The sequence below is a fragment of the Stenotrophomonas sp. STEN033 genome (assembly GCF_056856655.1).
Genome location: NZ_JBXFWM010000031.1, coordinates 16,313 through 41,607 on the forward strand (window position 1 = coordinate 16,313; position 25,295 = coordinate 41,607).

General features: G+C 63.2%; 36 protein-coding genes and 1 tRNA gene. 20 read left to right on the forward strand and 17 right to left on the reverse strand.

The window, feature by feature from the left end:
* Positions 1–176: 176 nt before the first annotated feature.
* On the reverse strand, positions 177–446 hold the full coding sequence (locus AC1VXC_RS11975) for a hypothetical protein (protein ID WP_481538253.1): 270 nt from the start codon (positions 444–446) through the stop codon (positions 177–179).
* A 144-nt stretch (positions 447–590) separates the two neighbouring features.
* Positions 591–878 (reverse strand): YdaS family helix-turn-helix protein, encoded by a 288-nt coding sequence (locus AC1VXC_RS11980; protein WP_481538252.1) that lies wholly within the window; start codon positions 876–878, stop codon positions 591–593.
* Between the two features lie 77 nt (positions 879–955).
* On the opposite strand from AC1VXC_RS11980, the gene AC1VXC_RS11985 reads away from it, so the two are divergent.
* From AC1VXC_RS11985 to AC1VXC_RS12070, 18 genes are all read left to right on the forward strand, one after another.
* Positions 956–1,384 carry a hypothetical protein gene (locus AC1VXC_RS11985; protein ID WP_481538251.1) on the forward strand — a complete coding sequence of 143 codons (429 nt, stop codon included), beginning with the start codon at positions 956–958 and terminating at the stop codon, positions 1,382–1,384.
* A gap of 142 nt (positions 1,385–1,526) precedes the next feature.
* Positions 1,527–1,823: a superinfection immunity protein gene (locus AC1VXC_RS11990; RefSeq protein ID WP_481538250.1), complete on the forward strand. Its 297-nt coding sequence runs from the start codon at positions 1,527–1,529 to the stop codon at positions 1,821–1,823.
* Positions 1,824–2,045: 222 nt separating this feature from the next.
* Positions 2,046–2,420, forward strand: coding sequence for an Lcl C-terminal domain-containing protein (locus tag AC1VXC_RS11995; protein ID WP_481538249.1), 375 nt, complete (start codon positions 2,046–2,048; stop codon positions 2,418–2,420).
* Between the two features lie 29 nt (positions 2,421–2,449).
* Positions 2,450–2,743 carry a hypothetical protein gene (locus tag AC1VXC_RS12000; RefSeq protein ID WP_481538248.1) on the forward strand — a complete coding sequence of 98 codons (294 nt, stop codon included), beginning with the start codon at positions 2,450–2,452 and terminating at the stop codon, positions 2,741–2,743.
* Positions 2,743–2,940: a hypothetical protein gene (locus AC1VXC_RS12005; protein ID WP_481538247.1), complete on the forward strand. Its 198-nt coding sequence runs from the start codon at positions 2,743–2,745 to the stop codon at positions 2,938–2,940. Before AC1VXC_RS12000 ends, AC1VXC_RS12005 begins: the two co-directional genes overlap by 1 nt.
* Positions 2,930–3,133, forward strand: a complete 204-nt coding sequence (locus AC1VXC_RS12010) for a hypothetical protein (protein ID WP_481538246.1) — start codon at positions 2,930–2,932, stop codon at positions 3,131–3,133. The genes AC1VXC_RS12005 and AC1VXC_RS12010 overlap by 11 nt, the downstream gene beginning before the upstream one ends.
* The gene (locus tag AC1VXC_RS12015; RefSeq protein WP_481538245.1) at positions 3,130–3,441 is read left to right on the forward strand and encodes a helix-turn-helix domain-containing protein; all 312 of its coding nucleotides are present in this window, start codon (positions 3,130–3,132) and stop codon (positions 3,439–3,441) included. Before AC1VXC_RS12010 ends, AC1VXC_RS12015 begins: the two co-directional genes overlap by 4 nt.
* On the forward strand, positions 3,441–3,791 hold the full coding sequence (locus AC1VXC_RS12020; protein ID WP_481538244.1) for a hypothetical protein: 351 nt from the start codon (positions 3,441–3,443) through the stop codon (positions 3,789–3,791). Before AC1VXC_RS12015 ends, AC1VXC_RS12020 begins: the two co-directional genes overlap by 1 nt.
* Before the next feature lie 204 nt (positions 3,792–3,995).
* Positions 3,996–4,541, forward strand: coding sequence for a hypothetical protein (locus AC1VXC_RS12025; protein WP_481538243.1), 546 nt, complete (start codon positions 3,996–3,998; stop codon positions 4,539–4,541).
* 53 nt (positions 4,542–4,594) lie between these two features.
* A complete protein-coding gene (locus AC1VXC_RS12030) occupies positions 4,595–5,095 on the forward strand; it encodes an Lcl C-terminal domain-containing protein (RefSeq protein ID WP_481538242.1) in 501 nt (166 codons plus the stop codon).
* Positions 5,096–5,116: 21 nt separating this feature from the next.
* On the forward strand, positions 5,117–5,548 hold the full coding sequence (locus AC1VXC_RS12035) for a four helix bundle protein (RefSeq protein WP_481538241.1): 432 nt from the start codon (positions 5,117–5,119) through the stop codon (positions 5,546–5,548).
* The gene (locus AC1VXC_RS12040) at positions 5,545–6,909 is read left to right on the forward strand and encodes a reverse transcriptase domain-containing protein (protein WP_481538240.1); all 1,365 of its coding nucleotides are present in this window, start codon (positions 5,545–5,547) and stop codon (positions 6,907–6,909) included. The genes AC1VXC_RS12035 and AC1VXC_RS12040 overlap by 4 nt, the downstream gene beginning before the upstream one ends.
* Positions 6,902–7,603 carry a hypothetical protein gene (locus AC1VXC_RS12045; protein WP_481538239.1) on the forward strand — a complete coding sequence of 234 codons (702 nt, stop codon included), beginning with the start codon at positions 6,902–6,904 and terminating at the stop codon, positions 7,601–7,603. Before AC1VXC_RS12040 ends, AC1VXC_RS12045 begins: the two co-directional genes overlap by 8 nt.
* Positions 7,600–7,785 (forward strand): hypothetical protein, encoded by a 186-nt coding sequence (locus AC1VXC_RS12050; RefSeq protein WP_481538238.1) that lies wholly within the window; start codon positions 7,600–7,602, stop codon positions 7,783–7,785. Before AC1VXC_RS12045 ends, AC1VXC_RS12050 begins: the two co-directional genes overlap by 4 nt.
* Positions 7,785–8,201, forward strand: coding sequence for a DUF4160 domain-containing protein (locus AC1VXC_RS12055; protein ID WP_481538237.1), 417 nt, complete (start codon positions 7,785–7,787; stop codon positions 8,199–8,201). Before AC1VXC_RS12050 ends, AC1VXC_RS12055 begins: the two co-directional genes overlap by 1 nt.
* Entirely contained in the window at positions 8,191–8,535 is a 345-nt protein-coding gene (locus AC1VXC_RS12060) for a hypothetical protein (protein WP_481538236.1), read from the forward strand. The genes AC1VXC_RS12055 and AC1VXC_RS12060 overlap by 11 nt, the downstream gene beginning before the upstream one ends.
* On the forward strand, positions 8,535–8,759 hold the full coding sequence (locus AC1VXC_RS12065; protein WP_481538235.1) for a hypothetical protein: 225 nt from the start codon (positions 8,535–8,537) through the stop codon (positions 8,757–8,759). The genes AC1VXC_RS12060 and AC1VXC_RS12065 overlap by 1 nt, the downstream gene beginning before the upstream one ends.
* 44 nt (positions 8,760–8,803) lie before the next feature.
* Complete coding sequence (locus AC1VXC_RS12070) at positions 8,804–9,037, forward strand: helix-turn-helix transcriptional regulator (protein ID WP_481538234.1); 234 nt, start codon at positions 8,804–8,806, stop codon at positions 9,035–9,037.
* Positions 9,038–9,073: 36 nt separating this feature from the next.
* On the opposite strand, the gene AC1VXC_RS12075 is transcribed toward AC1VXC_RS12070, so the two are convergent.
* The 15 genes from AC1VXC_RS12075 to rlmE form a co-directional block, all read right to left on the reverse strand.
* A tRNA-Ser gene (locus AC1VXC_RS12075) sits at positions 9,074–9,166 on the reverse strand.
* 76 nt (positions 9,167–9,242) lie between these two features.
* On the reverse strand, positions 9,243–9,446 hold the full coding sequence (gene csrA / locus AC1VXC_RS12080; RefSeq protein WP_057628248.1) for a carbon storage regulator CsrA: 204 nt from the start codon (positions 9,444–9,446) through the stop codon (positions 9,243–9,245).
* A 139-nt stretch (positions 9,447–9,585) separates the two neighbouring features.
* Positions 9,586–12,237 carry an alanine--tRNA ligase gene (gene alaS / locus AC1VXC_RS12085; RefSeq protein ID WP_481538233.1) on the reverse strand — a complete coding sequence of 884 codons (2,652 nt, stop codon included), beginning with the start codon at positions 12,235–12,237 and terminating at the stop codon, positions 9,586–9,588.
* A 109-nt stretch (positions 12,238–12,346) separates the two neighbouring features.
* Positions 12,347–12,838, reverse strand: a complete 492-nt coding sequence (gene recX / locus AC1VXC_RS12090) for a recombination regulator RecX (protein WP_313171571.1) — start codon at positions 12,836–12,838, stop codon at positions 12,347–12,349.
* A gap of 127 nt (positions 12,839–12,965) precedes the next feature.
* Entirely contained in the window at positions 12,966–14,003 is a 1,038-nt protein-coding gene (recA, locus tag AC1VXC_RS12095; protein ID WP_313171569.1) for a recombinase RecA, read from the reverse strand.
* A 232-nt stretch (positions 14,004–14,235) separates the two neighbouring features.
* Positions 14,236–14,883: a transcriptional repressor LexA gene (gene lexA / locus AC1VXC_RS12100; RefSeq protein ID WP_481538232.1), complete on the reverse strand. Its 648-nt coding sequence runs from the start codon at positions 14,881–14,883 to the stop codon at positions 14,236–14,238.
* A 51-nt stretch (positions 14,884–14,934) separates the two neighbouring features.
* Positions 14,935–16,614, reverse strand: a complete 1,680-nt coding sequence (gene ubiB, locus AC1VXC_RS12105) for a 2-polyprenylphenol 6-hydroxylase (RefSeq protein WP_481538231.1) — start codon at positions 16,612–16,614, stop codon at positions 14,935–14,937.
* Between the two features lie 35 nt (positions 16,615–16,649).
* Positions 16,650–17,144 carry a CinA family protein gene (locus tag AC1VXC_RS12110; protein ID WP_481538230.1) on the reverse strand — a complete coding sequence of 165 codons (495 nt, stop codon included), beginning with the start codon at positions 17,142–17,144 and terminating at the stop codon, positions 16,650–16,652.
* Positions 17,145–17,348: 204 nt separating this feature from the next.
* On the reverse strand, positions 17,349–18,659 hold the full coding sequence (hflX, locus tag AC1VXC_RS12115; protein WP_313171562.1) for a ribosome rescue GTPase HflX: 1,311 nt from the start codon (positions 18,657–18,659) through the stop codon (positions 17,349–17,351).
* A 14-nt stretch (positions 18,660–18,673) separates the two neighbouring features.
* A complete protein-coding gene (gene hfq, locus AC1VXC_RS12120) occupies positions 18,674–18,955 on the reverse strand; it encodes an RNA chaperone Hfq (RefSeq protein WP_313171558.1) in 282 nt (93 codons plus the stop codon).
* A 92-nt stretch (positions 18,956–19,047) separates the two neighbouring features.
* Positions 19,048–20,001 carry a tRNA (adenosine(37)-N6)-dimethylallyltransferase MiaA gene (miaA, locus tag AC1VXC_RS12125; RefSeq protein WP_313492595.1) on the reverse strand — a complete coding sequence of 318 codons (954 nt, stop codon included), beginning with the start codon at positions 19,999–20,001 and terminating at the stop codon, positions 19,048–19,050.
* On the reverse strand, positions 20,001–20,897 hold the full coding sequence (folP, locus tag AC1VXC_RS12130; RefSeq protein ID WP_313171554.1) for a dihydropteroate synthase: 897 nt from the start codon (positions 20,895–20,897) through the stop codon (positions 20,001–20,003). The genes miaA and folP overlap by 1 nt, the downstream gene beginning before the upstream one ends.
* A gap of 95 nt (positions 20,898–20,992) precedes the next feature.
* Complete coding sequence (locus AC1VXC_RS12135) at positions 20,993–21,181, reverse strand: hypothetical protein (RefSeq protein ID WP_313171552.1); 189 nt, start codon at positions 21,179–21,181, stop codon at positions 20,993–20,995.
* Between the two features lie 113 nt (positions 21,182–21,294).
* A complete protein-coding gene (gene ftsH, locus AC1VXC_RS12140; RefSeq protein ID WP_313171550.1) occupies positions 21,295–23,220 on the reverse strand; it encodes an ATP-dependent zinc metalloprotease FtsH in 1,926 nt (641 codons plus the stop codon).
* A 58-nt stretch (positions 23,221–23,278) separates the two neighbouring features.
* The gene (gene rlmE / locus AC1VXC_RS12145) at positions 23,279–23,911 is read right to left on the reverse strand and encodes a 23S rRNA (uridine(2552)-2'-O)-methyltransferase RlmE (protein ID WP_313171548.1); all 633 of its coding nucleotides are present in this window, start codon (positions 23,909–23,911) and stop codon (positions 23,279–23,281) included.
* 64 nt (positions 23,912–23,975) lie between these two features.
* Between rlmE and yhbY the strand changes: the two genes are divergently transcribed.
* Both yhbY and AC1VXC_RS12155 read left to right on the forward strand, forming a co-directional pair.
* Entirely contained in the window at positions 23,976–24,281 is a 306-nt protein-coding gene (gene yhbY / locus AC1VXC_RS12150) for a ribosome assembly RNA-binding protein YhbY (protein ID WP_313171546.1), read from the forward strand.
* A 16-nt stretch (positions 24,282–24,297) separates the two neighbouring features.
* Positions 24,298–24,678: an Mth938-like domain-containing protein gene (locus tag AC1VXC_RS12155; RefSeq protein ID WP_313171544.1), complete on the forward strand. Its 381-nt coding sequence runs from the start codon at positions 24,298–24,300 to the stop codon at positions 24,676–24,678.
* The last annotated feature ends 617 nt before the right edge of the window (positions 24,679–25,295 follow it).

Sequence of the window (25,295 nt, forward strand, 5' to 3'; positions counted from 1 at the left end):
CTTGTTTGTTAATTCAGGGATTGCCGCTGAACGCTTCGGCGCCCATGCGGATGGGTGGACGGGCGTGGGCCCGTCGGGGTATTGCCGGGAAAAGCGGCGCCGCCGTTGCGGTACGCTGCGCAAGCGACCGATGCCGGATCTCCGATGCACTGACTAGGGATGGCATGGCGGCCACGTCAGGCGCGCTCCACCGGCACGGTGCGGGCGGCTTCGAGCCACCACACCACCAGAGTGGAACCAATGCCGATCAAGGACAGGATCACGGACGCCATCAGAATCCATTCAAGGATCCGGACGGGAATCGGGAAGAGGCTGACCAGGGCGAGCAGGCCGATCAGGTACAGGGTTGCCGCCCGAATCATCAGAAGCCGGTCGCGAGTGCTGTTCTTCACCTCCAGCTTGTGGCCTTTGGTGCCTCTACTTGCGGTGGTTGCGTGGTCTTTCACGATCCCTCCCAAGCCGAGTGTTCCGCCGGCCGTGCATTGGGCAACGGTCGCAGCGCGCGCCGTGTTGATGCTTCTGATTGCCAGCGAGGCGGCATGGAAGACCGGTCGCCGATGGCGGCGGTTCGCGTGCAAGAGATAGCCACGTCAGGCGCTCTCCACCGGCACGATGCGTTCGGCATCGGGATCTGGTTCGGGCTGGGTGGCAGCGGCAGATGTGCCGCGCAGGTACTCCCAGTCGACGTCTGGTCGCAGAAGCTCGCAGCGGACCGAACCGCCACTAGCCTTCTCGATGTTGATGCAAAGGCCCTCACCGAGCAGTTGCCCGGTACTGATGGCCTTGCGCAGATATCCAATCGTGGTGCCGATGGCAGCGCAAAACGTCTGCCGGGCGTCGTTGGACAACGAATTCAAATAGGTTCGGAGCTGTTCCATGGCGGAACATTACCAAACGGTAATTACCAGTTCAACACTGTTTGGTCATTTACCATCAAGTAATCGACTATCGCGCCATGCCTGTTCAGAACCAACACGTTGTCGCCGCACGCCGCGCCAGGCTTCAGGCGTGGATCGATTCCCATCACAAAGGGAGCCAAGCCAGCTTCATCGCTGCCACCGGGATCAATCAAGGGGAGTTGTCTGGCCTGTTGAAGAACAAGTCATTCGGCGAAAAACGAGCAGCAAGCTTGGAAATTCAGGCGCATATGCCTGGTGGCTACTTGGTCAACCCGTTGGCGGACCAGGCGGAGCCATCCCATGCTTCCGCTTGGGCGGCCTATCAGGCGGCACCAGCTGCGACCCGGGCAGCAGTTGACCTCCTGTTGTTGCCGAAGAAGCAGCGCGTAGCGTTATTGACAGCTTCACCACCAGCACTAGCAGGTGGTGTTGATCTCGTTGAACAGTATGCGCAGATGGCGCTTGCTGGTCGAAAAACAGCATGAACAACTGCTATTGAGGTTGGTCTGGTCGGATGGGGAATGGGTGACTTGAAGAGAAGCGTTGGGGCGCAGCGATTTGAGCCCCTTTCTCCAGCAACCTTTATGCCCACTGATTTCACAAATCAAAGGGGAAAAAGAAGTGAACATGCTTATCGCAACCAGCACCACCGGCTCCAGCTCCGGACTGGCATCGATCGCTGTTGCCATCATCTTGCTGATTCTGTATTTCCTGCCCGCACTGGCTGCACAGCACAGGGGGCGCGAAAATCTATTCATGATCGCGGGTTTGAATTTCTTGCTGGGATGGACGGTACTCGGCTGGATTGTCATGCTGATCATTGCTTTCACAGGCAAGACTAAGGCCGATGTCTTGCGCGAGAAGGAACACACGGAACTACTGCGCAAGATTGCGGAAAACGGCGGTACCCCCCCGCCGCTGTAACGCCCGTAACTGCTGCACTCGAATCCCATCAGGCACCAACTAGGTGGAAGCGCCTGAAAGCTGAACGCTGGATAAATATATTACCATTTGGTATTTCATTAATGATTACCGTTTGGTAATTTGACCCTGCCCTGAACGAACAGGGCAGGCGACCGGCGGGTCGCAAGGGTTCCCCTCCTTCCCTCGACCCGCCGGCGCCTCTCTCTCAATCAGAGGCGCCGAATGAACACCACCACCGATTTCGTCATCCCGCAGAACAGCTTCGCCAGCGCACCGGCATTGGAAGTGCGCGAGCTGGGCGGCGGTGATCGCATCTATCAGAAGCAGGCCCTGGCTGAGCTCGCCGAACTGGGCGGCGACTGGCGCTTGGAGACCCCGCACGAACTGTTCGCTTTGCGCTCGCCGCTGAGCCACCAGAACGTCAACGGCGCGCACAGCCACGACGACTCGATCCAGCAGGGCTACTACTGGACCAGCGAGGAAATCCCCTGGTATGAGGGCGGGCGCGTCGTGGTCGGCTTCAACTCCGGCTTCGTCCTCAGCAGCAGCGCCGACTTCCGTGCGTTCGCTCGCGCGGTTCGCGTGGCCGGTCAGTAATTGGCCCCTTTGACGAGGTCGCCGAAGCCATGAACGGACAGCGCGCGAATCACTTCACCGACGCCTGCAGCCGGGCGCACTACAAGCCGAACCCTCTGCGGCTTGTGGCGTCTCCCCAGAGCCACGCGGAAACGGTCACTCCCCTCGACCAATCCGCCGCCCGGCTGCAGCGCGTCACCTTTCCGAAGCCGGCTACACCCGGCAAGACCCTTAACTTCTGGTCGCTGACCTACCGCGACAAGTTTGTCGGGCGCGCGGCGCTGGTGCTTGGGGTTTCGGGTGCGGCGGTCGTCACCGCCGGCAAAGCACTGGGAGTGCTGTGATGAACGGTAACCAGAAGAGCCGCTGGAAGCCTCTCACGGAGCGGGCCGCTGATCCAGCCCCGCTGCCGTTCGATGGTGTCGATTTCTCACTGTCGCCGCGCGAGCGTGACCAAGCAAAAGACGCAGCGGAATTCCTTGAAAAGAGGCGCTGCCGGCTGAACGAACGCGACGGAAAGCGAGGCGACCGTGAACGCTGATAGCGCACGCGTGCGCGACGCCATCCTCCACCAGGCAACCGAATGCGAACGCTGCCTGCGCTTGGCAATGTTTGCAGAGGAAGAACCGGCACTGTCGTTGGGGCTGATTGAAAGCCTCCGAAAGACCGCCGCTTACCACTCCGACCATGCGTTCCGCTGGTCGCGTCATTTCACTTCCGAGGCCACCGCATGAGTACCGTAACTACAGGGGCGATTGCCCTGGAAGATGGGCAGCGCGCGTTCACCATGAACGGGCAGACGGTTGCACTGACGGACACCGAGTTCCGCGTGTTGAAGGCGCTGGCCAGCAACGCAGGATCCGTTGTCACGCGCGGTGAACTGACCTCCGTTCTCTACGAAGGGAAGGGAGCGCCGGCGAAGTCGAACGTGCTGGAAGTACTGGTGGTGCGCCTGCGGAGGAAGCTGGCAGACATCGGCGCCCCCGCCATGATCCAAACCACTCGGAGCATTGGCTATAGCTACGTCGGAGCGGTGCAGTAATGCGCGCCGTCCCGGAACTTCGGCTGCTGGGTCATGGGCTGGATGCCATCGTCATTCCGACCGCCCGACCGCTGAACTGGCTGGAACGGCTGTTCCGGGTTGGCGCTCCCACCGATCACCGCTATCTGCGCACGATCTCCGATAGCGATCGCCTCGCACGATATCTCGACGCCGCGCTATTCAACCCGATGTATCGCGACCAACAGCTGCTGGACCTGCGCGAGTGTCGCGGTGCGAACTACCTGAAAGCCTGGCGCACCGGCAACTTCCCGAAAGTCGGACGGATCCGTCATCTGATCGCAATCCCCCGTCTCTCCCTGTTTCGTCGCGCCAACAGCGCGCGCGGCTGATCACCTCCCCGTCCAGATGCGCGCGCGGCTACTCCCGCTCGAAACACCACCGATTGACAGGCAGGTCTCGGATGCCGCCCAGGCCGCCGAGCAGGAATGTCTGATGCGGCGCCGCGCGAACTATTTCCACATCGAACGCATGAGCCTGAGTGAGCGTTCCTTCTTCCCTCCGGATTTCGATCCGGGCCAGGACTACGACAACCTATGAAGCTGATTCCAAACTGGCTACTGCGCCTCATTGCGCCCGCCATCATTCGCCGCGCCATGCCCACGCCGTACTTCCATCTGAAGAACGCCGACGGCTCGCCATACATGAACCGCTATTGGCTGTTCCGGCTGTTCCGCGAGGATGACCAAGACCATGAAGGCGGCTCCGGCCAAGACACCGCGCACGGCAGGATTGCAGCGCGCGTCCACTGGATCCGCAGCAGCGATGCGGGACGGGTTTTCCATGACCACCCGTGGGATTTCATCACTATCATCCTGCGCGGCGGCTACTTCGAGCTGACCCCGATTGACTCGGTATCGCTTGATTTCCGAAAGTGCTGGCATGGCGCCGGTTCGGTGCTGTTCCATCGTGCCGAGGACTGGCACCGCCTGCAGATATCCCCCGAGCATGCTGGGGATGAGACCTGGACGCTTTTCATCATGTTGCCGAAAAGGCAGTCATGGGGTTTCCGCGTTCGCGGCCAAAAGATCCCTTGGCGCGCTTACCTGTCCATCTGTCGCGCCCGCAACGAAATCACCTGACCCGCCCGGCTCTGGCGTAGCCGGGGCCCCACCTTGCCCAGAAGGATTACCACGTGCATCCGACCCTCTTCATCAACATTGAGAACATCCACCTGAGTGGCGGCGCGCTGGCCGGCGTTCCCACTTTCACCGACGGCTTCATCCCCGAGGCACCCGGCGAATTCAACGACTGGGAGAAGCGCATCTGGCGCAGGGGCTATGAGGCAGCGCACGGCGGTAGCGCGCCGGCTGGCGAAACTCTCGAAAAGCGCGAGTTGGGTGGCGGCGAGAGGATCACCCAGCAGCAGATGCAGGAAGAACTTGCGGCGATGGGCGCGGATTGGCACCTGGAGACCCCCGCCGAATTGTTCGCCCACGTCGACTACGGCCACAAGAACCAGCATGGCGCCTATAGCCGCGACGAATCCCTGAAGGACGGCTACTACTGGACCAATCAGGAAACCCCCTGGTATGAGGGCGGGCGCGTCGTGGTCGGCTTCAACTTCGGCTACGTCGACCTCAGCTTCGCCTACGGCCGTGCGTTCGCTCGCGCGGTTCGCGTGGCCGGTCAGTAATTTGACCTTGGACTGACCATCATGGGCTACCAAACCCCAAAGCTCGCGCAGGATGTCCGTCGTCTCCGCATGGAGATCGAGAACGCCGTGCGTGGTTTCGACCGCTTCCACAAGTACAGCAGCGGCGATGATCTGCGCGAGCAGGTGAAAGTGGTCCAGCGCGCGGTGAGCCGCTCCTGGAACGATAAGGAACGGCAAGCGCAATGGCTGGAGAAGCTGGTTCACGAGGTTGACCAGCTGAAGGCCGACATGCAACTGGCGCAGGATGTGCGCGCCTTCCGCAGCCTGCGTCAATTCCAACACCTTTACCTGCAGGTCGATGGGATCGGTCGCCAAGCCGGCGGCTGGTTCAAGCAGAAGCACCCCAGTGCCCAGAATCCGCAGCGGCAGCACCGCGGCGGAGCGCGGCCAGATACTGAGTACCCATGCCGCCCCGTTGGGGTCAATTCATGACGAGCGCGCGCTACCAGAACGGATGCGCCCGTGGGTCCAAAGCGCGTGGGGAGGCGCTGCCCTGGTATGAGGGCGGGCGCGTCGTGGTCGGCTTCAACAACGGCAACGTCAACAACAACAACGCCAACAACCGTGCGTTCGCTCGCGCGGTTCGCGTGGCCGGTGAGTATCAGGGTGCGGAAGGTAAGCCGCTGTTTCATGAACTATATGACGCCTATCTGTCGGCACGCCGGGGGAAGAAGCCGAGCCGTAACAAGCTGGCGTTCGAGACACGGTGGGCGGACAACCTGCTGGTGCTGGAGCAGCGCATCATCGCCGGCACGTGGGAGCCATCGCCATACACCTGCTTCGTGGCGACCAGACCGAAGGCTCGCGAGATCCACGCGCCGGACTTCGCTGACCGCGTTGTCCACCACTGGGCTGTGGCGAAGATCGAGCCAGCAATCGAGCGGGTGTTCATCCACGACTCCTTCGCGAACCGCGCCGGCAAAGGCAGCCATGCTGCGGTAAGCCGTGCCAGGCAGTTCATGCGCCAGGTTCACAGCGGCGAAGGTGGCGGCTGGTATCTGCAGCTCGACATCGCGAACTTCTTCTACTCCATCCCGCGCCGTCGGCTCTGGGAGAACCTGAAGCGTCACATGGTCCGCGCGGCGGTGCCGGAGGCAGTCCAACGGATCATGCACGCGCTGTTGCGCCGCTCCGCGATTGAATCCGGTGTCCGCTATCGTTCCACGCCGGAACAGCGCGCGATTGTGCCGGCCCACAAGCAGCTGGCGAATGCACGGCCAGGCCGCGGGCTGCCGATCGGGAACCTGCCATCGCAGTTCCTCGCAAACGTCTACATGAACGAGTTTGACCAGTACGTGAAGCATGTGTTGCGCGTGCGGCGCTATATCCGCTACGTCGATGACTTCGTGCTGTTCCACCGCGACCGCGCCCAACTGGAGCGATGGCAGGTCGACATCGAACGCTTCCTTGCTGATCGACTTGGCCTGTCACTGAAAGCAGACATCCGCCTGCGCCGATTGACGGATGGCCTGGACTTCCTCGGCTATGTGATTCACCCGACCCATATGCGCGTCCGCCGCCGCGTGGTCGCTCATGCCCGCGCGGCTATCGCCGAATGGGAGCGGGACCATGTCCGGGACCAGCATCTGGTGGCTTCGCCGGATGACCTGCGCCGGATCCGCAGCCAAGTCGCGAGCTACGCCGGCCACTTCCGCCATGCCAATACCTTCCGGCTTCGCCGTGGCCTGAACCACCGGTTCCCATGGTTGCAGGATGCCACTTTGAATCGCCGCTTCCACCATTCCCTGGAGCGGCAAACGCTCCGTATCCGCTATGGAGCACGTCATGACTGATCCAGCCACTACGAAATCCCCCAGCTATGACGCGCTGCTGCTGATGATGCAGTCAGTGTGCGGCGCGCTGGATCGCGCTGGCCTGGATGATTGCGATGATCCCGGAGAGGCTATCGACGTGATCCGCGAGAAGTACGAAAGGCGCATCGCTCTGCTGGAAAGCACCCCCGCAGCGCCGGGGATCGACCTTGGCACGGTTGTCCGAAGCTGCTGCGAAGCCGAGCAGGCGGACCCGGATCACCCCGACACGATCTGCATCAACGTCAACGACCTGACCGCGATCATGCAGCAGTGCGTGATCGACGCCAGCCCCAAGGGCGGCAGCGATGCGGTGGCTTGGCACGGCCCCGACGACCTACCAGAGGTGTCGCCCGGCGATATGGGCTGGTTCTGGGTCGCGGTGCGGCGCGCCAACGGCATGACCTACAACTTTCCGGCGAGCTACTTGAACGCCATGTTGCTGTCCGACGATGACGGCCGTCATGACGAGCCAACGGCGGGGAACCGTTACAGCTATGGTGCCGCCGATGAGGACGATGGCAGTTTCCCCGCTACCGGCTGGCACGAAGCCAAAGAGCACAGCGAATACGACAGCATCTACATGCCACTGCTCGCGGACGGCGACGAGCTGATCGCATGGCGAGCCGTCGAGGATTTCACCCTGCAGGCCACCAGCGCCGAGGTGAAGCCGTGAGCGTGCTGCCGATTGATGAAGTGCGCGAGCGCCTGCACAACCTTGCCGACTATGCCGGTGGCTGTAGCTTCCCCAGCCTTGCCGGGGATCTCCGGGCACTTCTTGAAGATCATGCCCGGCTGCGCGCAACACTGGCCGAGAGCGAGCAGAAGGCCACCAGCCACGGCGCGGGGGTGGCCTGATGGGCATGGACTTGTATCCCCGCAACAAGGCATTGGGCGAGTTCACCGCTGGCGCCTTCTTCTGGCCGTGGATGCTGGAATCAGGCGTCGGCCTTCCGGTCGGCTATGGCAAAGGATTCACGCCGGGCCAGTACCTACAGATCAATCGACCTGATGGCATGTCTCTGGCGCACAACGACGGCGCGCGCGTTACAGCGAAGGAATCCAAGCAGATGGCGCAGATTGCGCGGTGGGTCGCCGCCTATCAAGACTCACTCTATGCCAAGTGGGAGCGGATGCCCGAAAGCGAGCGTAACGACATGGCCGCGCTGGAACGCTTGGTCCATTGCAACAAGCCAGTACGGCGGGACTTCGTTGCAAGGCTTGTCGCATTTGCAGATTGGGCAGAACAATCGGGAGGCTTCCGTGTCCACTGAGAAAATGGATGACCAGCAGCTCGCCAGGGAGTTGCTGGCGCAGGCCTACGCGAACGAGGGTGGCTGGGTTGCAGACGCGGCTGCCGAAGTGCGAGCGGGCCACCTTGACCGGCACGACAAGGCAGCAATCGCAGCAATCACCGCCGCCCTGCGCGCCGCGCCGGAGGGGTTCGTGATGGTGCCGGTGGGAGTGCTACGCAGCATAGGTGGCTGCGCCTATCCGGTTTCGACCGATATAGACCCCCGGGGATACAGGTGGTCGGAGGCGTACTTGGACGAGGCACTACCGCATATCAGGGCCGCGCTCGCCGCCCGCCCGCAGGGGGTGAAGTGATGGCCGGTGGAATGGAATGGGTACGCAGGAACTACGGCGTGCCAGCAAAGCGCGGTGGTCGCGTCGAGTACACCGGTGATGGCAGGCCCGAGCTGGGCACGATTCGATCTGCAAGTGGTGGTCACCTCGCAATACAGCTTGACGGCATCAGCCACACGATGCCGTTTCACCCGACGTGGGAGCTGCGCTACTTGGACAACCAGCAGGAGGTGAGCGATGCGTAAGACCTGCACCACGTGCGACCGCGCGCCGCTGGAAGGAGAGCAGCATGGCTAACGATATCGCTCTGCTGCGCATCGATGCGGTCATCGCAAAGGTGGGCATGAGCCGCACGACGATCTATCGCAAGATCAAAGAAGAAAAGTTCCCAGCACCGCGCAAGTTGGATGGAATTGCCGTGTGGTTTCAACCCGAAATAGATGCCTACATCCTCGATTTTGTCGAGGGAAAAACCTGGGCACCAAACATGGGGCAAAACATGGGGCAGGAACTGCGGCCATGAAAAAAGCCGCTGTAATCAGCGGCTTAGTTCAAAGCTTGGCGGAGTGAGAGGGATTCGAACCCTCGATAGAGCTTTTAACCCTATACTCCCTTAGCAGGGGAGCCCCTTCAGCCACTCGGGCATCACTCCGTTTCTCTTGCCCCGCTGCGTGTATTCCTAAGCGGGGCGCGAAGAATAACGTTAAACGAGGTGAAAGGTAAACCCCTTATTCGGAAGTTTCTTCACTTCCCGGAGTCGCGGGCTCATCGCCACGCTGGATACGCTGGAAAATCTCCTCGCGATGGACAGCAACGTCCTTCGGCGCGGTAATACCGATACGTACCTGGTTGCCCTTGACGCCGAGCACGGTCACGCTGACCGAGTCGCCGATCATCAAGGTTTCGCCTACTCGGCGAGTCAGGATCAACATTGTGTAAATCTCCATGGAACCGGTGGGTTTCCCACCGGCATTGGCGCGCTTCGAGCTATGCGCCCCACGACAAAGGGGAAAAGACTCCCAATGTTACCGTCAGGGCGCAAACACCTTCAAGGTGCACGACTTGTCACATTCAGGCCAGATGCGGCTTGACCCATGCCACGACGCCCTCAAGGGCCGCCACCAGCTTGGGACCATCCTCACCGCCACCCTGGGCCATGTCCGGACGACCACCGCCCTTGCCGCCGATCTGGGCCGCAACGTGCGCCAGCAACTCGCCCGCCTTGACCTTGCCCAGCGCCGCACCATTCACGCCCGCCACAAGCGCGGCCTTGCCGTCCTGCACACCGGCCAGCACGATGATGGCGTCGCCCAGCTGCTGCTTCAGGCGATCCATCGCGTCGCGCAGCGCCTTGGCATCAAAACCTTCCAGACGCACCGCCAGCACCTTCACGCCGGCCACATCGACCGCCGAGCCGCCGAGATCGGCAGTGGCACCAGAGGCAACCTTGGCCTTCAGGGCTTCCAGTTCGCGCTCCAGCTTCTTCTGCCGCTCACCCAGCTGGCGGATCTTGTCGACCACGTCGCCGGCACTGCCGCCGAGCAGCTGCGCCGCTTCGTGCAGGCGCGCCTCCTCGTCGGCCACATAGTCCAGCGCGCCCTGCCCGGTCACCGCCTCGATACGACGCACGCCCGAGGACACACCGCCCTCGGAAGTGATCTTGAACAGGCCGATATCGCCGGTCCGCGAAACGTGGGTGCCGCCACACAGCTCGGTGGAGTACTCGCCCATCTTCAGCACGCGCACGTTCTCGCCGTACTTCTCGCCGAACAGTGCCATGGCACCGAAGTCCAGCGCTTCCTGCATGCCCATGTTGTGCACTTCGGCAGCGTTGTTGGCACGCACCTGCTCGTTGACCTTGCGCTCGATGACGGCCAGTTCTTCGGCGGTGATCGGCTGGAAGTGCGAGAAGTCGAAACGCAGGCGATCCGGCGCCACCAGCGAGCCCTTCTGCTGCACGTGGGTGCCCAGCACTTCGCGCAGGGCTGCGTGCAACAGATGGGTAGCCGAGTGGTTGAGGATGGTGGCGCTGCGACGCGCGGCATCAACCGCACCGGACAGCACGTCACCAACCTTCAACGCGCCCTGCTCCAGCTTGCCGACATGGCCGTGGAACTGCCCGGCGAACTTCTGCGTGTCGCCCACGGCCAGTTTGACGCCGTTTGCCGACAGCACGCCGGTATCGCCAACCTGGCCGCCCGACTCTGCGTAGAACGGGGTCTGCGCGGTGAACACGATGACCTCATCGCCCGCCTGCACGGCGTCGACCGAACGACCGTCCTTGATCAGCGCGACAACCTTCAGGCCATCGGCCTGCAGGCGGTCGTAGCCGAGGAACACCGTCGGGCTGAGGCTGGCAACAAGTTCGGCGGAAAGCGTCACGCCGCCACCGAACTTGCCGGCAGCACGCGCGGTCTCGCGCTGGTGCTCCATCGAGGCATCAAAACCGGCCATGTCCACCGTCATGCCACGTTCGCGGGCGATGTCGGCGGTCAGGTCGACCGGGAAGCCGTAGGTGTCATACAGACGGAACGCGTCGACGCCCGGAATGACGCCATCGCTGACCTTGGCGGCGACGTCATCGAAAATCTTCATGCCCGAATCGAGCGTTTCGGCAAAACGCTCTTCTTCGGCCAGCAAAGCGCGCACCACGGTGTCGGCCTGCGCCGGCAGTTCCGGATAGGCCTCGCCCATCTGCTCGATCAGGGTCGGCACCAGCTTGTTGAAGAACGGCTGGCGCACGCCCAGCATCCAGCCATGGCGAAGGGCGCGGCGGATGATACGGCGCAGGACGTAACCACGGCCTTCGTTGGACGGCAGCACGCCATCGACGATCAGGAAGGAACAGGCACGGATGTGGTCGGCGATGACCCGCAGCGACTTGTTCTCCAGGTCGGCCATGCCGGTCAGCTCGGACGCCTTGCGGATCAGCGCCTGGAACAGGTCGATTTCGTAGTTGGTGTGCACGTGCTGCAGGATCGCCGCCAGGCGCTCCAAGCCCATGCCGGTGTCCACGCACGGCGCCGGCAGCGGCTGCAGCGAACCGTCTGGCTGGCGATCGAACTGCATGAACACCAGGTTCCAGATTTCGATGAAGCGGTCGCCATCTTCATCCGGCGAGCCCGGCGGGCCACCGGCGATATGCTCGCCGTGGTCATAGAAGATCTCGGTGCAGGGACCGCAGGGACCGGTATCGGCCATCTGCCAGAAATTGTCCGACGCGAACGGCGCCCCCTTGTTGTCGCCGATGCGTACGATGCGCGATTCCGGGATGCCGATCATGTCGCGCCACAGCGCGTAGGCCTCGTCATCGGTCTGGTAAACGGTAACCAGCAGGCGATCGGCCGGCAGCTTCCAGACCTGGGTCAGCAGCTCCCAGGCCCAGGCAATGGCGTCCTTCTTGAAGTAGTCGCCGAAGGACCAGTTGCCCAGCATTTCGAAGAAGGTGTGGTGGCGGGCGGTGTAACCGACCTGGTCCAGATCGTTGTGCTTGCCGCCAGCACGCAGGCAGCGCTGGACGTCGGCCGCGCGCACGTAGCTGCGCTTTTCCGCGCCAAGGAACACGTCCTTGAACTGCACCATGCCGGAATTGGTGAACAGCAGGGTCGGGTCGTTGCCTGGCACCAAGGGTGCCGACGGCACGATGGTGTGGCCCTTGCCCTTGAAGAATTCGAGGAAGTCAGCGCGGATCTGTGAGGTCGTAAATTTGGCAGGTGTATTCATGGGGACTGGCGGTAAGCTGGCAAACGGGTCCCGGCAGCCTGTGCAGGCGCGGGAATTCGGGACAACCGAAACCCTGAAAGGGTATCAGGCCCAGCCCGCCCAGTCCTCATCAGTCCTCGGGATCGTAGCGACTGGCCTGGCGGATGCAGTTGCCATCAAACCCGCGCCGGGCCAATAGATCCGCGGCTTTGCGCCGCTGTGCCAGATCTTCCGGGCCACTGGCACCAAAACGGCGGCATACCAGCTCACGCGCATTTTCGGTCCAATCGCCTTCAAACGAGGCCATGGCGGCCTCGATCAACTCGCTATCCAGTCCGTGGGTGCCCAGCTCTGCGCGGATGTGCAGCGGCCCGTAGCCGCTGGCTGCACGGCTGTGAACCAACGACTGGGCAAAACGGGTGTCATCCTGCCAGCCTTCATCGGCCAGCTTGGCCACCGCCGCATCGACCGCATCAGGATCCACGCCGCGGGACTTGAGCTTGCGGCCAAGTTCCTTGCGCGAGTGTTCACGCCTTACCAAAAGCCCCAAGGCACGCTGCAACGGCGTCTGCTGGCGCCCCCGCTTGCTTTTGCCCGCAGGCTGATCATCGATTTCCGTCATCGTGCCCACCACGCTCTATTCCGCCACGACCAACCCCGCCCCATCCGTGGCGCGGGATCTTCATGGACAAAATGCCGCAGGAGCGGACGACGTCACTGACGATGCGCCGCCCGCCCCCGCGGGAAAATCACTCCTCGCCGTCCTCGTCGTCGCCTTCTTCGCGCGCCGCTTCGGTGGGTTGGAACTTTTCGCGAAGCTCCGCCTCGAGGCGGGCCGCAACCTGCGGGTTGTCACGCAGATAGCCGCGGGCGTTGTCCTTGCCCTGGCCGATGCGCTCCTCGCCGTAGCTGTACCAGGCACCGGCCTTGTCGACCAGCTTGGCATCCACGCCCATGTCGATCAGCTCGCCTTCGCGGGAGATGCCTTCGCCATAGAGGATTTCGGTGATGACCTGCTTGAACGGAGGCGCCAGCTTGTTCTTGACCACCTTGATCTTGGTCTGGTTGCCAATGATCTCGTCGCCCTTCTTGATCGCACCGATACGGCGGATATCCAGGCGCACCGAGGCGTAGAACTTCAGCGCGTTGCCACCGGTGGTGGTTTCCGGGCTCTGGCCCGGCATCATCACGCCGATCTTCATGCGCAACTGATTGATGAAGATGACCAGCGTATTGGAGCGCTTGATGTTGCCGGTCAGCTTGCGCAGCGCCTGGCTCATCAGGCGGGCCTGCAGGCCCGGCAGCTGGTCGCCCATTTCGCCTTCGATTTCAGCACGCGGGGTCAGCGCGGCAACCGAGTCGACCACCACGATGTCCACCGAGCCCGACCGCACCAGCATGTCGGCGATTTCCAGCGCCTGCTCGCCGGTGTCCGGCTGCGACAGCAGCAGGTCGTCTACATTGACGCCCAGCTTGGCCGCGTAGATCGGGTCCAGTGCGTGCTCGGCGTCGATGAAGGCAGCGGTGCCGCCCAGCTTCTGGCATTCGGCAATGGCCTGCAGGGTCAGGGTGGTCTTGCCGGAGGATTCCGGACCGTAGATCTCGACCACGCGGCCCTTGGGCAGACCGCCGATGCCCAGTGCGATGTCCAGCATCAACGAGCCCGTTGGGATCACTTCGACGGGTTCGACAACACGGTCGCCCATACGCATTACCGAGCCTTTGCCGAACTGCTTTTCGATCTGACTCAGTGCGGCGGTAAGTGCGCGCTTCTTGTTCTCGTCCATCGTGTTCGTCCTCGGGGTTGATTTCGTTGATTTCGTCATGGGGTCCACTGTAGGGGTGTCGTATCGCACAGGCTGAGACTGCAACCGAGACGACAAAATTATTTGGCCGACAAGGATACCGACAGCAGCCCAAACACCCGCCCTACGTAAGGAAAACAGTCAGTTGCGGCTGCGAAATGCGCAGATCCCGGCTCAGCTGGTTTCAATTCCGCGCGCCTCACACCGGCCGGTTTCAGCGATTTGGCCTGAGCAGGCCGCAATACAGCCCTTCGATGGAGAAATCCTGATCGGGCAGGACCTCGATCGGCGCGTAGTCCGGGTTGCGCGGCAGCAGGCGGATCCGGTCCTTGGCGATCTTCAGCAGCTTGACCGTGATCTCATCGTCGATGCGGGCGACCACGATCTGCCCGGAAACGGCATCACGGGTGCGATGAACACCGATCAAGTCGCCATTGAAAATGCCTTCATCGATCATCGAATCACCCTGCACTTTCAGCAGGTAATCCGGCGCCGGCGAGAAGAACACCTTGTCCAGTACGACGTAATCGTCCGAGCCGATGTCCGCGCCAATCGGCAGACCAGCAGCGACCCGACCCAGGATCGGTAGGCGCAGCACATCGTCATTGGCAGCCTGCGCCGGCGCATGCGACTCGGTATCGCCCTCGCCTTCCTGACGCAGCAGGCGGATGCCGCGGGCACGGCCGGGAACGCGCTCGATGGCGCCAGCCGCTTCCAGTGCGTCCAGGTGGTACTGGGCCGAGCGCACACCCTTGAAACCAAAGGCGCGGGCGATCTCGGTCTGCGATGGCGGCATGCCCTCGGCCTCGATGCGCTCAGCGATCAAGTCGAGGATGGCCTGCTGGGTGTCGGTGAGGTTCATGATTAGTAGTATTACTACTAACAAAAAGATCTGCAAGCCCCTCGGCGAAGATCAGTGGTGGCGACCGCTGCGCCAGATCGAGAACAGTATCCACACCCCGCAAATGCCCGCACCGACGAAGCCGCCCAGGCCGAGCGCCAGGAACCAGCGGCTGGAAAGCCCACCTACGCTGTGCATCACGATCGAGGAGCCAATGATCAAGGCAGCCGTAATGACACCGACCACCAGGCGGTTGGCGGCGCGGTTCACCTGATCGCCAAAGCCCTGCAACGCCGTGGTTTCCACGCGCAGCTTCAACTGCCCGCGCCTTGCAGCCTGCACCAGCCGGCGTAGATCGCGCGGCAGTTCACCGGCGAGATCCAACATCCCAAGCAGGCTGCGGCGGCCACGCTTGAGCAGCGCCTTGGGCGCATAGCGCTGCAGCACCACCCGTTCCAGGAATGGGCGCGCCGCACTGGCCATGTCGAAGTCCGGATCCAGCTGCCGGCCCATGCCTTCCAGGGTCAGGAAGGCCTTGATCATCAGCGCGAGGTCGGCTGGCAAGGTCAGGCTGTAGCTGCGCAGCAACTGGGTGATGTCGCCGAGCATCAGGCCGATGCGCAGGTCCTTCAACGGTACGCCGCGGTATTGATCGACGAATTGGCTGATGTCCTGCTGCAGGCGCGCTTCATCCACCTCCACGCCGCCGGCCCAGTCCAGCAGTACGTCGGCAACCACCTGCGGCTCCTGCTCGACCAGCCCGTGCAGCAGCTGCGCGACCTGGAAACGGCGCGCTTCGGACAGCGCACCGACCATGCCGAAGTCGATCACGCCGATGCGGCCGTCGCGCATGTAGAAAATATTGCCGGGATGCGGATCGGCATGGAAATAGCCGTCTTCCAGCACCATTTTCAGCACGATATCGGCGCCACGCCGGGCCAGCGCTGCACGATCCAGACCGGCGTCGTCGACGGCCTCCAGCTTGCGGCCGGGAATGCCATCAACGAAGTCCTGCACGTTGAGGCTTTCGCAGGTCCACTGCCAGTGCACGCCGGGAATCAGGATGTCATCGCGGCCATCGAAGTTGCGTGCGATGCGCTCGGAATTGCGGCATTCGGCGGCGAAATCCATCTCGCTGCGCAGCGACTGGGTGAACTGCTGCACCACTTCCGCCGGCCGATAGCGGCGCAGATCCGGCAGGCGTGCCTCGACGATCTCAGCCAACCGCGCCAGCAGCCGAAGGTCTGCTTCAACCACGTCGCGAATGCCGGGCCTGCGCACCTTCAGCACCACTTCGCGGCCGTCGTGCAGACGTGCGCGATGCGCCTGCGCCAAGGAGGCGGCAGCCATCGGGGTTTCATCCAAGAAGGCGAACACCTGCGCTGGAGGCGCTCCCAGATCGGCCTCCAGCTGCTCGCGGATCGCGGCATAGGGCAGCGCAGGCACTGCGTTCTGCAGCTCGGACAGCTCGGCGATCCACTCCGGCGGCAACAGGTCCACGCGCGTGGCCAGCACCTGGCCAAGCTTGACGAAGGTTGGCCCCAGTTCCTGCATCGCGCTGCGCACGCGTACTGGCGCGGTCATCCGCAGCATCTGCTGGCTGTCGTTCCAGCGCACCAGCCGGCCCGCGCGTTCCAGTACCGAAGCCAGGCCCGTACGCCGCACCACGTCGCCGAATCCATAGCGGATCAGGACTGCCGCTATCTCCTGCAAGCGGCCCAGATCACGTACCGTGCCCAGTGTTTCCCACATCGCAACTTATCCCGGTTGGTGGCCGGACCAGCATGTCACAGATGCTCGTCGATGCCCCGCAATGCCGCCGCTACGGTTTGCCGCCGTATGGCATCACGGTCGCCATCGAACTGGAACAACTGCGCACGCGCGTAGCCACCGCGGCGCTTCCAGCCTATCCAGACGCTGCCGACCGGTTTGTCCGGGCTACCGCCGCCGGGGCCGGCGATGCCGGTCACCGCCACCGCGATGCCCGCACCGGAGTTGATCAACGCGCCGGCCACCATTTCCAGCACGGTTTCACGACTGACCGCACCGAACTGCTCCAGGGTCTGCGCGCGGACGCCAAGCAGGCGCTGCTTGGCTTCGTAGCTGTAGACCACCATGCCGCAGTCAAAAAACGCAGAGGAGCCGGCGATATCGGTCATGCTCTTGGCAATCCAGCCGCCGCTGCAGCTTTCCGCGGTTACCAACTGCAGGGCGGCGTGCCGCAGGCGTTCGCCGAGCGCGGCGGCCAGAGCATTGAGTTCGGCATCGGTTGGATTGGACATTGCGATAGGGGGCTGGACGAAAACCCTTATGTTTTACCGCAGATGACACCCGCGTGGGAGTTGTAGGAGCGGCGTAAGCCGCGAAGCCCACAAATCACCAGATTGCACGGGTGCTACCAGCTTCGGGAACCCTTGCTTGGCGGCTTACGCCGCTCCCACAAACAAGACAGCCGGCACGAGGCCGGCTGTCTCTTTCCGCCCGAATCACCATTCGGGCAGCTTTTCCGGCAACAGCGGGCGGATCACCGCGCCGTCTTCGCTTGCCGCCAGCTTCTCGGCTTCGGCAATCGGGATATCCACATCGATCAGCCAACCTTCTTCATCAGCCTGTTCGCTGCGGATGACTTCCAGCTGGTGCAGGCGCGCACGCAGGCGGCCAGCACTTGGCGGCAGACGGATCTGGCCGGTGACATGCTGCAGGCCCAGACGCTTGCCCAGTACCGATTGCAGCAGCTCCAGCCCACGGCCATCGCGCGCGGAAACCCATACCCGCTCGCGCCGTGATTCATCCGGCACGCCATCCTGTGCGTCGTGGCGCACTTCGGCACCTTCGATGCGATCAATCTTGTTGAACACCAGCAACTGCGGCAGGTCACCCGCGCCTACGGCCTCCAATACCTCATCGACCTGGGCGATACGCTCCTCGCGCAACGGATCAGCGGCATCGACCAGATGCAGCAGGAAATCCGCCTCACGCGCTTCGGACAGGGTCGAGCGGAACGCCGCCACCAGATCGTGGGGCAGGTCGCGCACGAAACCGACGGTGTCAGCCAGCATCGCGTTGCCGCCGGGCAGCGTGATACGCCGCACGGTTGGGTCCAAGGTCGCAAACAGCAGATCGGCCGCGTACGCACCTGCGCCGGTCAAGGCATTGAAAAGCGTGGACTTGCCAGCGTTCGTGTAGCCAACCAACGCGATACGCGGCATTTCGCTGCGCACGCGCGCGCGACGCATCTGGGTGCGCTGCACCTCGACCTTTTCCAACCGCTTCTGCAGCTGTTCCACCCGCTTTTGCAGCAGACGACGGTCGGTTTCCAGCTGGGTTTCACCCGGGCCACGCAGGCCGATGGAACCACCGCGCTGACGCTCAAGGTGGGTCCAGCCACGGACCAGCCGCGTGGCGATATGCCGCAGCTGGGCAAGCTCGACCTGCAGCTTGCCTTCATGGCTGTGCGCACGTTGGGCGAAGATGTCCAGGATCAGCCCGGTACGATCAATGACCCGGCGTTCCAGGTAGCGCTCCAGGTTGCGCTCCTGCACCGGGCTGAGCTGATGGTTCACCAGCACCAGATCGGCGCCAGTGGCATCGGCGGCAGCCTTCACTTCCTCCAGCTTGCCGCTGCCGATCAGGGTGGAGGGGTTCGGCCTGTCCATGCGCGCACTGATGGTCGCGGCAATGCTCGCCCCGGCCGAGCGCGCCAGATCGGTGAACTCCTCCAGTACATCTTCTTCCAACCGGCCAACATGCGGCTGGATCAACAGCGCATGTTCGCCCTTCTTCGAGCGGTCAAACATGCGCCGCCACCTGCTTATTCGTTGTCGATATCGTCATCGCTTGCCTGAGTTCCATCACCCGACTGCACGTAGCCACCACCCGGCCCCACGCGCACGTTGCGCGCCGGCACCACGGTGGAAATGGCGTGCTTGTAGACCATCTGGCTGACGGTATTGCGCAGCAGCACCACGAACTGGTCAAACGACTCGATCGTGCCCTGCAATTTGATGCCATTCACCAGGTACACCGAAACCGGCACGCGCTCGCGGCGCAACGCATTCAGAAACGGATCCTGCAAAGACTGCCCCTTGGACATCGTCTACTCCTCGTTATTGTTTTTATGGACCGGACCGATGGCGGCATCCCCTGCCCGTCCGGAACCCCGATGGTACACCGCCGCGCGCCCGCTCAGCCTTCCACAAAGCGGGAAACCGCGTTCCGCACACCAGACATGTCCCGAACAGGGTCAAACCAGCGCGCATCCAGCTCACTACGCAGCCAGGTGAGCTGGCGCTTGGCCAGTTGGCGGGTGGCGAACACGCCCTTGTCGCGGAACTCGGCGGCTGTGCCCTGCCCGTCCAGGAACTGCCAGGCCTGCCGGTAACCCACCGCACGTACCGCTGGCAGGTCCAAGGGAGCGGCTACCGCTGCCATCTGCGGCAGCGCGCGGAGTGCCCGCACCTCATCCAGGAAACCGCGCTCCAGCATCAGGTCGAAACGGCGCTCGATGCGCTGATGCAACACGGCGCGATCGGCCGGCGCCAGCACCAGTTTCAGCACCCGCGCGGGCAGGCGCGCGATTCCCGGCATCGCCTGCCAATGGCTGATCGGCTTGCCGGTCAAGCGATACACCTCCAGTGCCCGTTGGATACGCTGCGGGTCGGTGGCATGGATGCGCGCCGCAGCCACCGGATCGACCTCCGCCAATTGCGCATGCAAGGCCGGCCAGCCGCAGACCTCCGCCTCGGCGGCAATGGTCGCCCGCAGGCCGGGATCGGCCTCCGGCATCGGCGACAGGCCTTGCAGCAGCGCGCGGAAATACAGGCCGGTACCGCCCGCCAGGATCGGTACTTTGCCGCGCGCAACGATGTCACGCACGGCCTCGGTCGCATCCGCCGAAAATTCAGCCGCCGAATAGGTCTGCCAGGGATCACGCAGATCCAGCAGGTGATGGCGGATGCCATCCTGCTCGATGGCATCGGGCTTGGCCGCACCGATCTCCAGGCCACGGTAGACCAGGGCCGAATCGACGCTGACAATCTCGCCGTCGTAAGCCTTGGCCAGGGCAATGGCCGCAGCGGTCTTGCCGGAGGCGGTCGGCCCCATCAGGGCAACGGCCAAGGGGCGCTGATCGATACCCATCAATCCTCGTCCGGCCAACGCGGCATAGCCGGACTGGCAGCCCGCGGGGCCGGCACCGCATCAAACGCAGCCAGCACCTTGAGCGCATCGACGGTCGCAGCGACGTCATGCACGCGCACCACCATCGCACCTTTCTGCACTGCCAGCAGGTGCGCGGCCAACGAACCGGCCACACGTTCGCTGGCCAGCAGCCGACCGGTGACATCACCGATGCAGCGCTTGCGCGAAAAACCCGCCAGCAACGGTGCGCCCAGATCGTTCAGGCGGTCCTGTGCAGCAAGCAGGGCGAAGTTCTGCGCAGTGTCCTTGTTGAAGCCATAACCCGGGTCCAGCAGCAACCGCTTGCGCCCGATGCCCGCCATTTCGGCGGAAAAGATCCGCTCGGCGAGGAAACGCTGCACATCGCCGGCAACGTCAACGTAGGCCTGCGCAATGCCTGCATCGTACGGCCCGCCCACCGCGTGCATCAGCACCACTGCCGCCTTCGACGCGGCAACCACCTCCATTGCCCCAGGCTGCTGCAGGGCCTGCACGTCGTTGATCATGTGCGCGCCAGCGGCCAACGCGGCGCGCATCACCTCCGGCTTGAAGGTATCCACACTCAGCGGCACCGCCACCTGCGGGAGCAAGGCTTCGATTACCGGCACGACCCGATCGATCTCTTCCTGCACCGATACCGGGCTTGCCCCCGGACGGGTGGATTCGCCACCGATATCAAGCAGATCGGCACCTTGTTCCACCAACGCCAATGCGTATGCGACGGCGGCGGCAGTATCCGCATGCTGGCCACCATCGGAAAACGAATCCGGAGTGACATTGACGATACCCATCACCTGCGGCCGATCCAGCCGCAGCGTACGGTCGCCACACTCCAGGGTGGGATGAACATCAAACATGGGCGCTCCAGCACACTGCAACAGCCGCTAGTTTAAGCCAGCGCAGCCACGCCCAAACGCGCGCATGGACAGGCTCGGGACAGCGCGGCAACCGCTCAATCCTTGTTGCGGGCGCGGATCCGGCTGCCGATCAGGCTGAGGATCACGCCCAGCACCACGCCAATGAAGATGCCGGCCAGGAAGTTGTTGGTCTTCACCCCGAAACCGACGCCGGCCACGGTGGCGATGATCATCTCCGGCACGTTGGCCGAGGGTGCCTTGGGCGGCGGCGCGGAATCATTCATGAGGCATAACCAGAGAAAACCAAAGTCCCGCTATTCTCGCCCAGCCTGACCGCAGGCGCATATGAAAACGGGCCGGAAGACCGGCCCGTTGCTGTTGCCTCGACGCTGCCGGCTCAGTGCTGGCCGGCAGGGTCGGTGATCGGCGTGACCGGCTGCGGAGCGTCGCCGCCCTTGCCGTCGTCGGTACGGTCGTTGTTGCCGCCCTTGTCCACCCAACCCGCAGGCGGCGACGGCTTGCGGCCTTCCATGATCGCCTTGACCTGCTCGGCGTCGATGGTCTCCCAGTCCAGCAGCGCAGCGGTCATCGCCTCGACGATATCGCGCTTCTCTTCCAGGATCTTGTAGGCAACCTGGTACTGCTCGTCGAGGATGCGCCGGATTTCCGCGTCCACCTTCTGCTGGGTCGCCTCGGAAATGGTCTTGCTGTGCATGCCATAGCCGCCTTCTTCATCAGCGTAGACCATGGTGCCCATCACATCGGACATGCCGTACTTGGTGACCATGCCACGGGCCAGCTTGGTCGCACGCTCGAAGTCGTTGGAAGCGCCGGTCGACATTTCACCGACGAAGATCTCCTCGGCAATACGGCCGCCGAACAGGATCGCCAGTTCTTCCAGCATGCGGTCGCGGTACTTGCTGATGTGGTCGTGCTCCGGCAACTGCCAGGTCACGCCCAGCGCCCAGCCGCGCGGCATGATGGTGACCTTGTGCACCGGGTCGGCCTTGGGCAGCGACATGGCGACGACGGCGTGGCCGGACTCGTGGTAAGCGGTGTTGCGACGCTCATCCTCGCGCATGACCATGCTGCGACGTTCCGGACCCATGTAGATCTTGTCCTTGGCGTCCTCGAAGTCCTTCATGTCGACTTCCTGCTTGTTGCGACGAGCCGCAAACAGGGCGCCTTCATTGATCAGGTTGGCCAGGTCGGCACCGGAGAAACCCGGGGTGCCGCGTGCCAGCACTTCCGGACGCACGTCATCGGCAGCCGGCACCTTGCGCAGGTGCACGCGCAGGATCTGCTCGCGGCCCTTGATGTCCGGCAGGCCGACCATGACCTGGCGATCGAAACGGCCCGGGCGCAGCAGCGCCTTGTCCAGCACGTCCGGACGGTTGGTGGCGGCGATCACGATCACGCCCTCACCGCCCTCGAAGCCGTCCATCTCGACCAGCATCTGGTTCAGGGTCTGCTCGCGCTCATCGTGGCCACCGCCCATGCCCGAGCCGCGGTGACGGCCCACGGCATCGATTTCGTCGATGAAGATGATGCAAGGCGCGTGCTTCTTGGCCTGCTCGAACATGTCGCGCACGCGGCTGGCACCGACGCCGACGAACATCTCGACGAAGTCCGAACCGGAAATGGCGAAGAACGGCACCTTGGCCTCGCCGGCGATGGCGCGGGCCAGCAAGGTCTTGCCGGTACCCGGCGGGCCGACCATCAGCACGCCGCGCGGAATCTTGCCACCCAGCTTGGTGAACTTGGAGGGGTCACGCAGGAACTCGACCAGTTCACCGACTTCTTCCTTGGCCTCGTCGCAGCCGGCGACGTCGGCAAAGGTGACCTTGATCTGGTCCTCGCCCTGCAGCTTGGCGCGGGACTTGCCGAAGGACATCGCGCCCTTGGCGCCGCCGCCACCGCCCTGCATCTGCCGCATCATGAAGATCCAGAAGCCGATCAGCAGCAGTATCGGCAGGAACTGCAGCACGATGCCCCAGAAACTCGGGCCAGCCGGTTCCTGACGGGCAACTTCAACATTCTTGGAATACAGCTGGTCCAGCAGCTTGGGGTCGGCCGGTGCATACAGGGCACCGTCGGAACCGTCAGCGCGCTTGAAGCGCAGATGGTTGGTGGTGAGGGTGGTCTTGTCGGTGTATTCGACCGACTTGATCCGGCCCGCGTCCACTTCCTGCAGGAACTGCGTGTAGTTGCGGGCGTCGCCAGCAGCCGCTGCGCCGCTGCGCGGGGCAAAGCTCTGGAACACCACCATCAGCACGACGGCGACAACCACCCACAACAGGAGGTTCTTGGTCAGGTCGTTCATCCTCATCGGCTCCGGTGTCCCTCTAGATACTAATTTCTGATAAGTCGTATGGTTGAGCTTACTTCATCTGGCTGCGCTTGCCCTGCCCGAGGGCATAAACCTCAGGTGAACGCTTGCGCGAAGCATCCGGCTTGCGGATGGCGACTTTTTCATAACGACGGCGCAGTTCACGCACGTAGTCATCAAAGCCGACGCCCTGGAACAACTTGATCAGGAACGCCCCACCGGGCTTGAGGTGGTTGTCGGCAAAATCCATCGCCAACTCCGCCAGGTGCATCATCCGCGGCTGGTCAACCGCATCCATACCACTCTTATTGGGGGCCATATCCGACAGCACAAGGTCCACTGGCTGATCGCCGAGCATGGCTTCAAACTGCGATAGGACGGTTTCTTCCCTGAAGTCCCCGTGAAGGAACTCCACGCCCGCCAGCGGCGGCATCTCCAGAATGTCCAGGGCCAGGACGCGACCGGTGTCGCCCATCTGCCTGCGCACCTGCTGCGACCAGCCCCCGGGCGCGGCGCCCAGATCGACCACCACCATGTGCGGCTTCAGCAGGCGGTCACGCTCCAGCAGCTCCTCCAGCTTGTAGGCCGCGCGCGAGCGCATGCCCTCCTTCTGGGCCTTTTTCACAAAAGGATCGGAAAAGTGTTCTTTCAGCCAGCGCTGGCTGCTTTTGCTACGGGAAGGCATCGGCAATGGGGCTCACAGGGGTGGTCATGATACCCTGAACCCCCTTGATTACCTGTAGTCCTGCATGTCCATCGTCCTGACCTCGGCCCAGAACCGATTCCTGCGCGGCATTGCGCACGACCTGAAAGCACTGCTGCAGATCGGCGGCAAAGGGGTCACCCCGGCCTTTTTGGCCGAGCTGGATGAGGTGCTGGAACGCCACGAACTGGTCAAGGTGAAGGTTGCAGCAGAAGACCGCGAGGCCCGCGACGCGCTGATCGATGAGCTGATCCAGGCCAGCGGCGCCGCCTTGGTGCAGCGCATCGGTCATGTTGCCGTGCTGTACCGCCCGGCCAAGGAAAAGCGCCAGATCGTACTGCCGCGCGGCTGATCGCCGAGGAATATCCATGCAGTTCAGTCGCGAACTTCCCGATTACACCTACTCCCTGCGCTCGGCCGATGGCCACCATGCGCAGGTGAATGACCGCGCACTGAGTCGCAGCTTCATCCTTGCGCCGAACAACCTTATAGAGGACTGGCCGGTTGCGTCGGTGGCCGAGTTGCGTGCCGAGGATCTGGAGGCAGCACTGGAGTTGAATCCAGCGCTGGTGATCCTGGGTACGGGCGAGAAGCAGATCTTCCCGCCGGCCGCGATCATGGCGGCCTGCCTGACCCGTGGCATTGGCATCGAGGTGATGAACAACGCCTCGGCCGCACGCACGTACAACGTGCTGGCCGGCGAAAACCGCCGCGTGGTGATGGCCATCATCCTGGAAAGCACCCCGTAGCGCGCAGCCACGCTGCGCCGGTGCATTATTGTGGGAGCGGAAGCTGACGATCAGTCAGCGTGCAGGCCGTCGGCAATCCCAACAACGCCTGATCCGCAGAACCTGCTGGCGAGGCCAAATGCCTCCCTGTAGTGCCGAGCCATGCTCGGCAAGGGCCTTACAGGCAATGCATCAGATGGTTCATCAGCTTCGCGGCTTACACCGCTCCCACGAGTCCGCTGCGTGCTGGCGCAGCACCGGGAAAGCGGCTGCCGAGCATGGCTCGGCACTACAGGAGTTGCGATCTAGCGAGCCAGCGGCTCACCTTTCAGCCAACACACCAGCAGCGTCGACAGGGCCACACAAGCATGGAAGCCGGCGAACGCGACCGGGCTGGTCGTGGGCGGAAACAACAGAAAGCCTGCCGGCAACAGGACTGCCACCAGCGCGTATACCACCCAGCCCTGCCAGGCCAGGGGCCAGCTCCAACCTTGCCCATTACTTGCGGCCTGGAACCAGTACCTCGGCTTCTGCATCTGCCCCCTCTTCAAACATGGATGCGATCACGGCACCGAAGCAATCCCGGCACCGCCCTCGACTATTGGGTCTGACACATCTGCTGCGGGTCCCGCCCGATG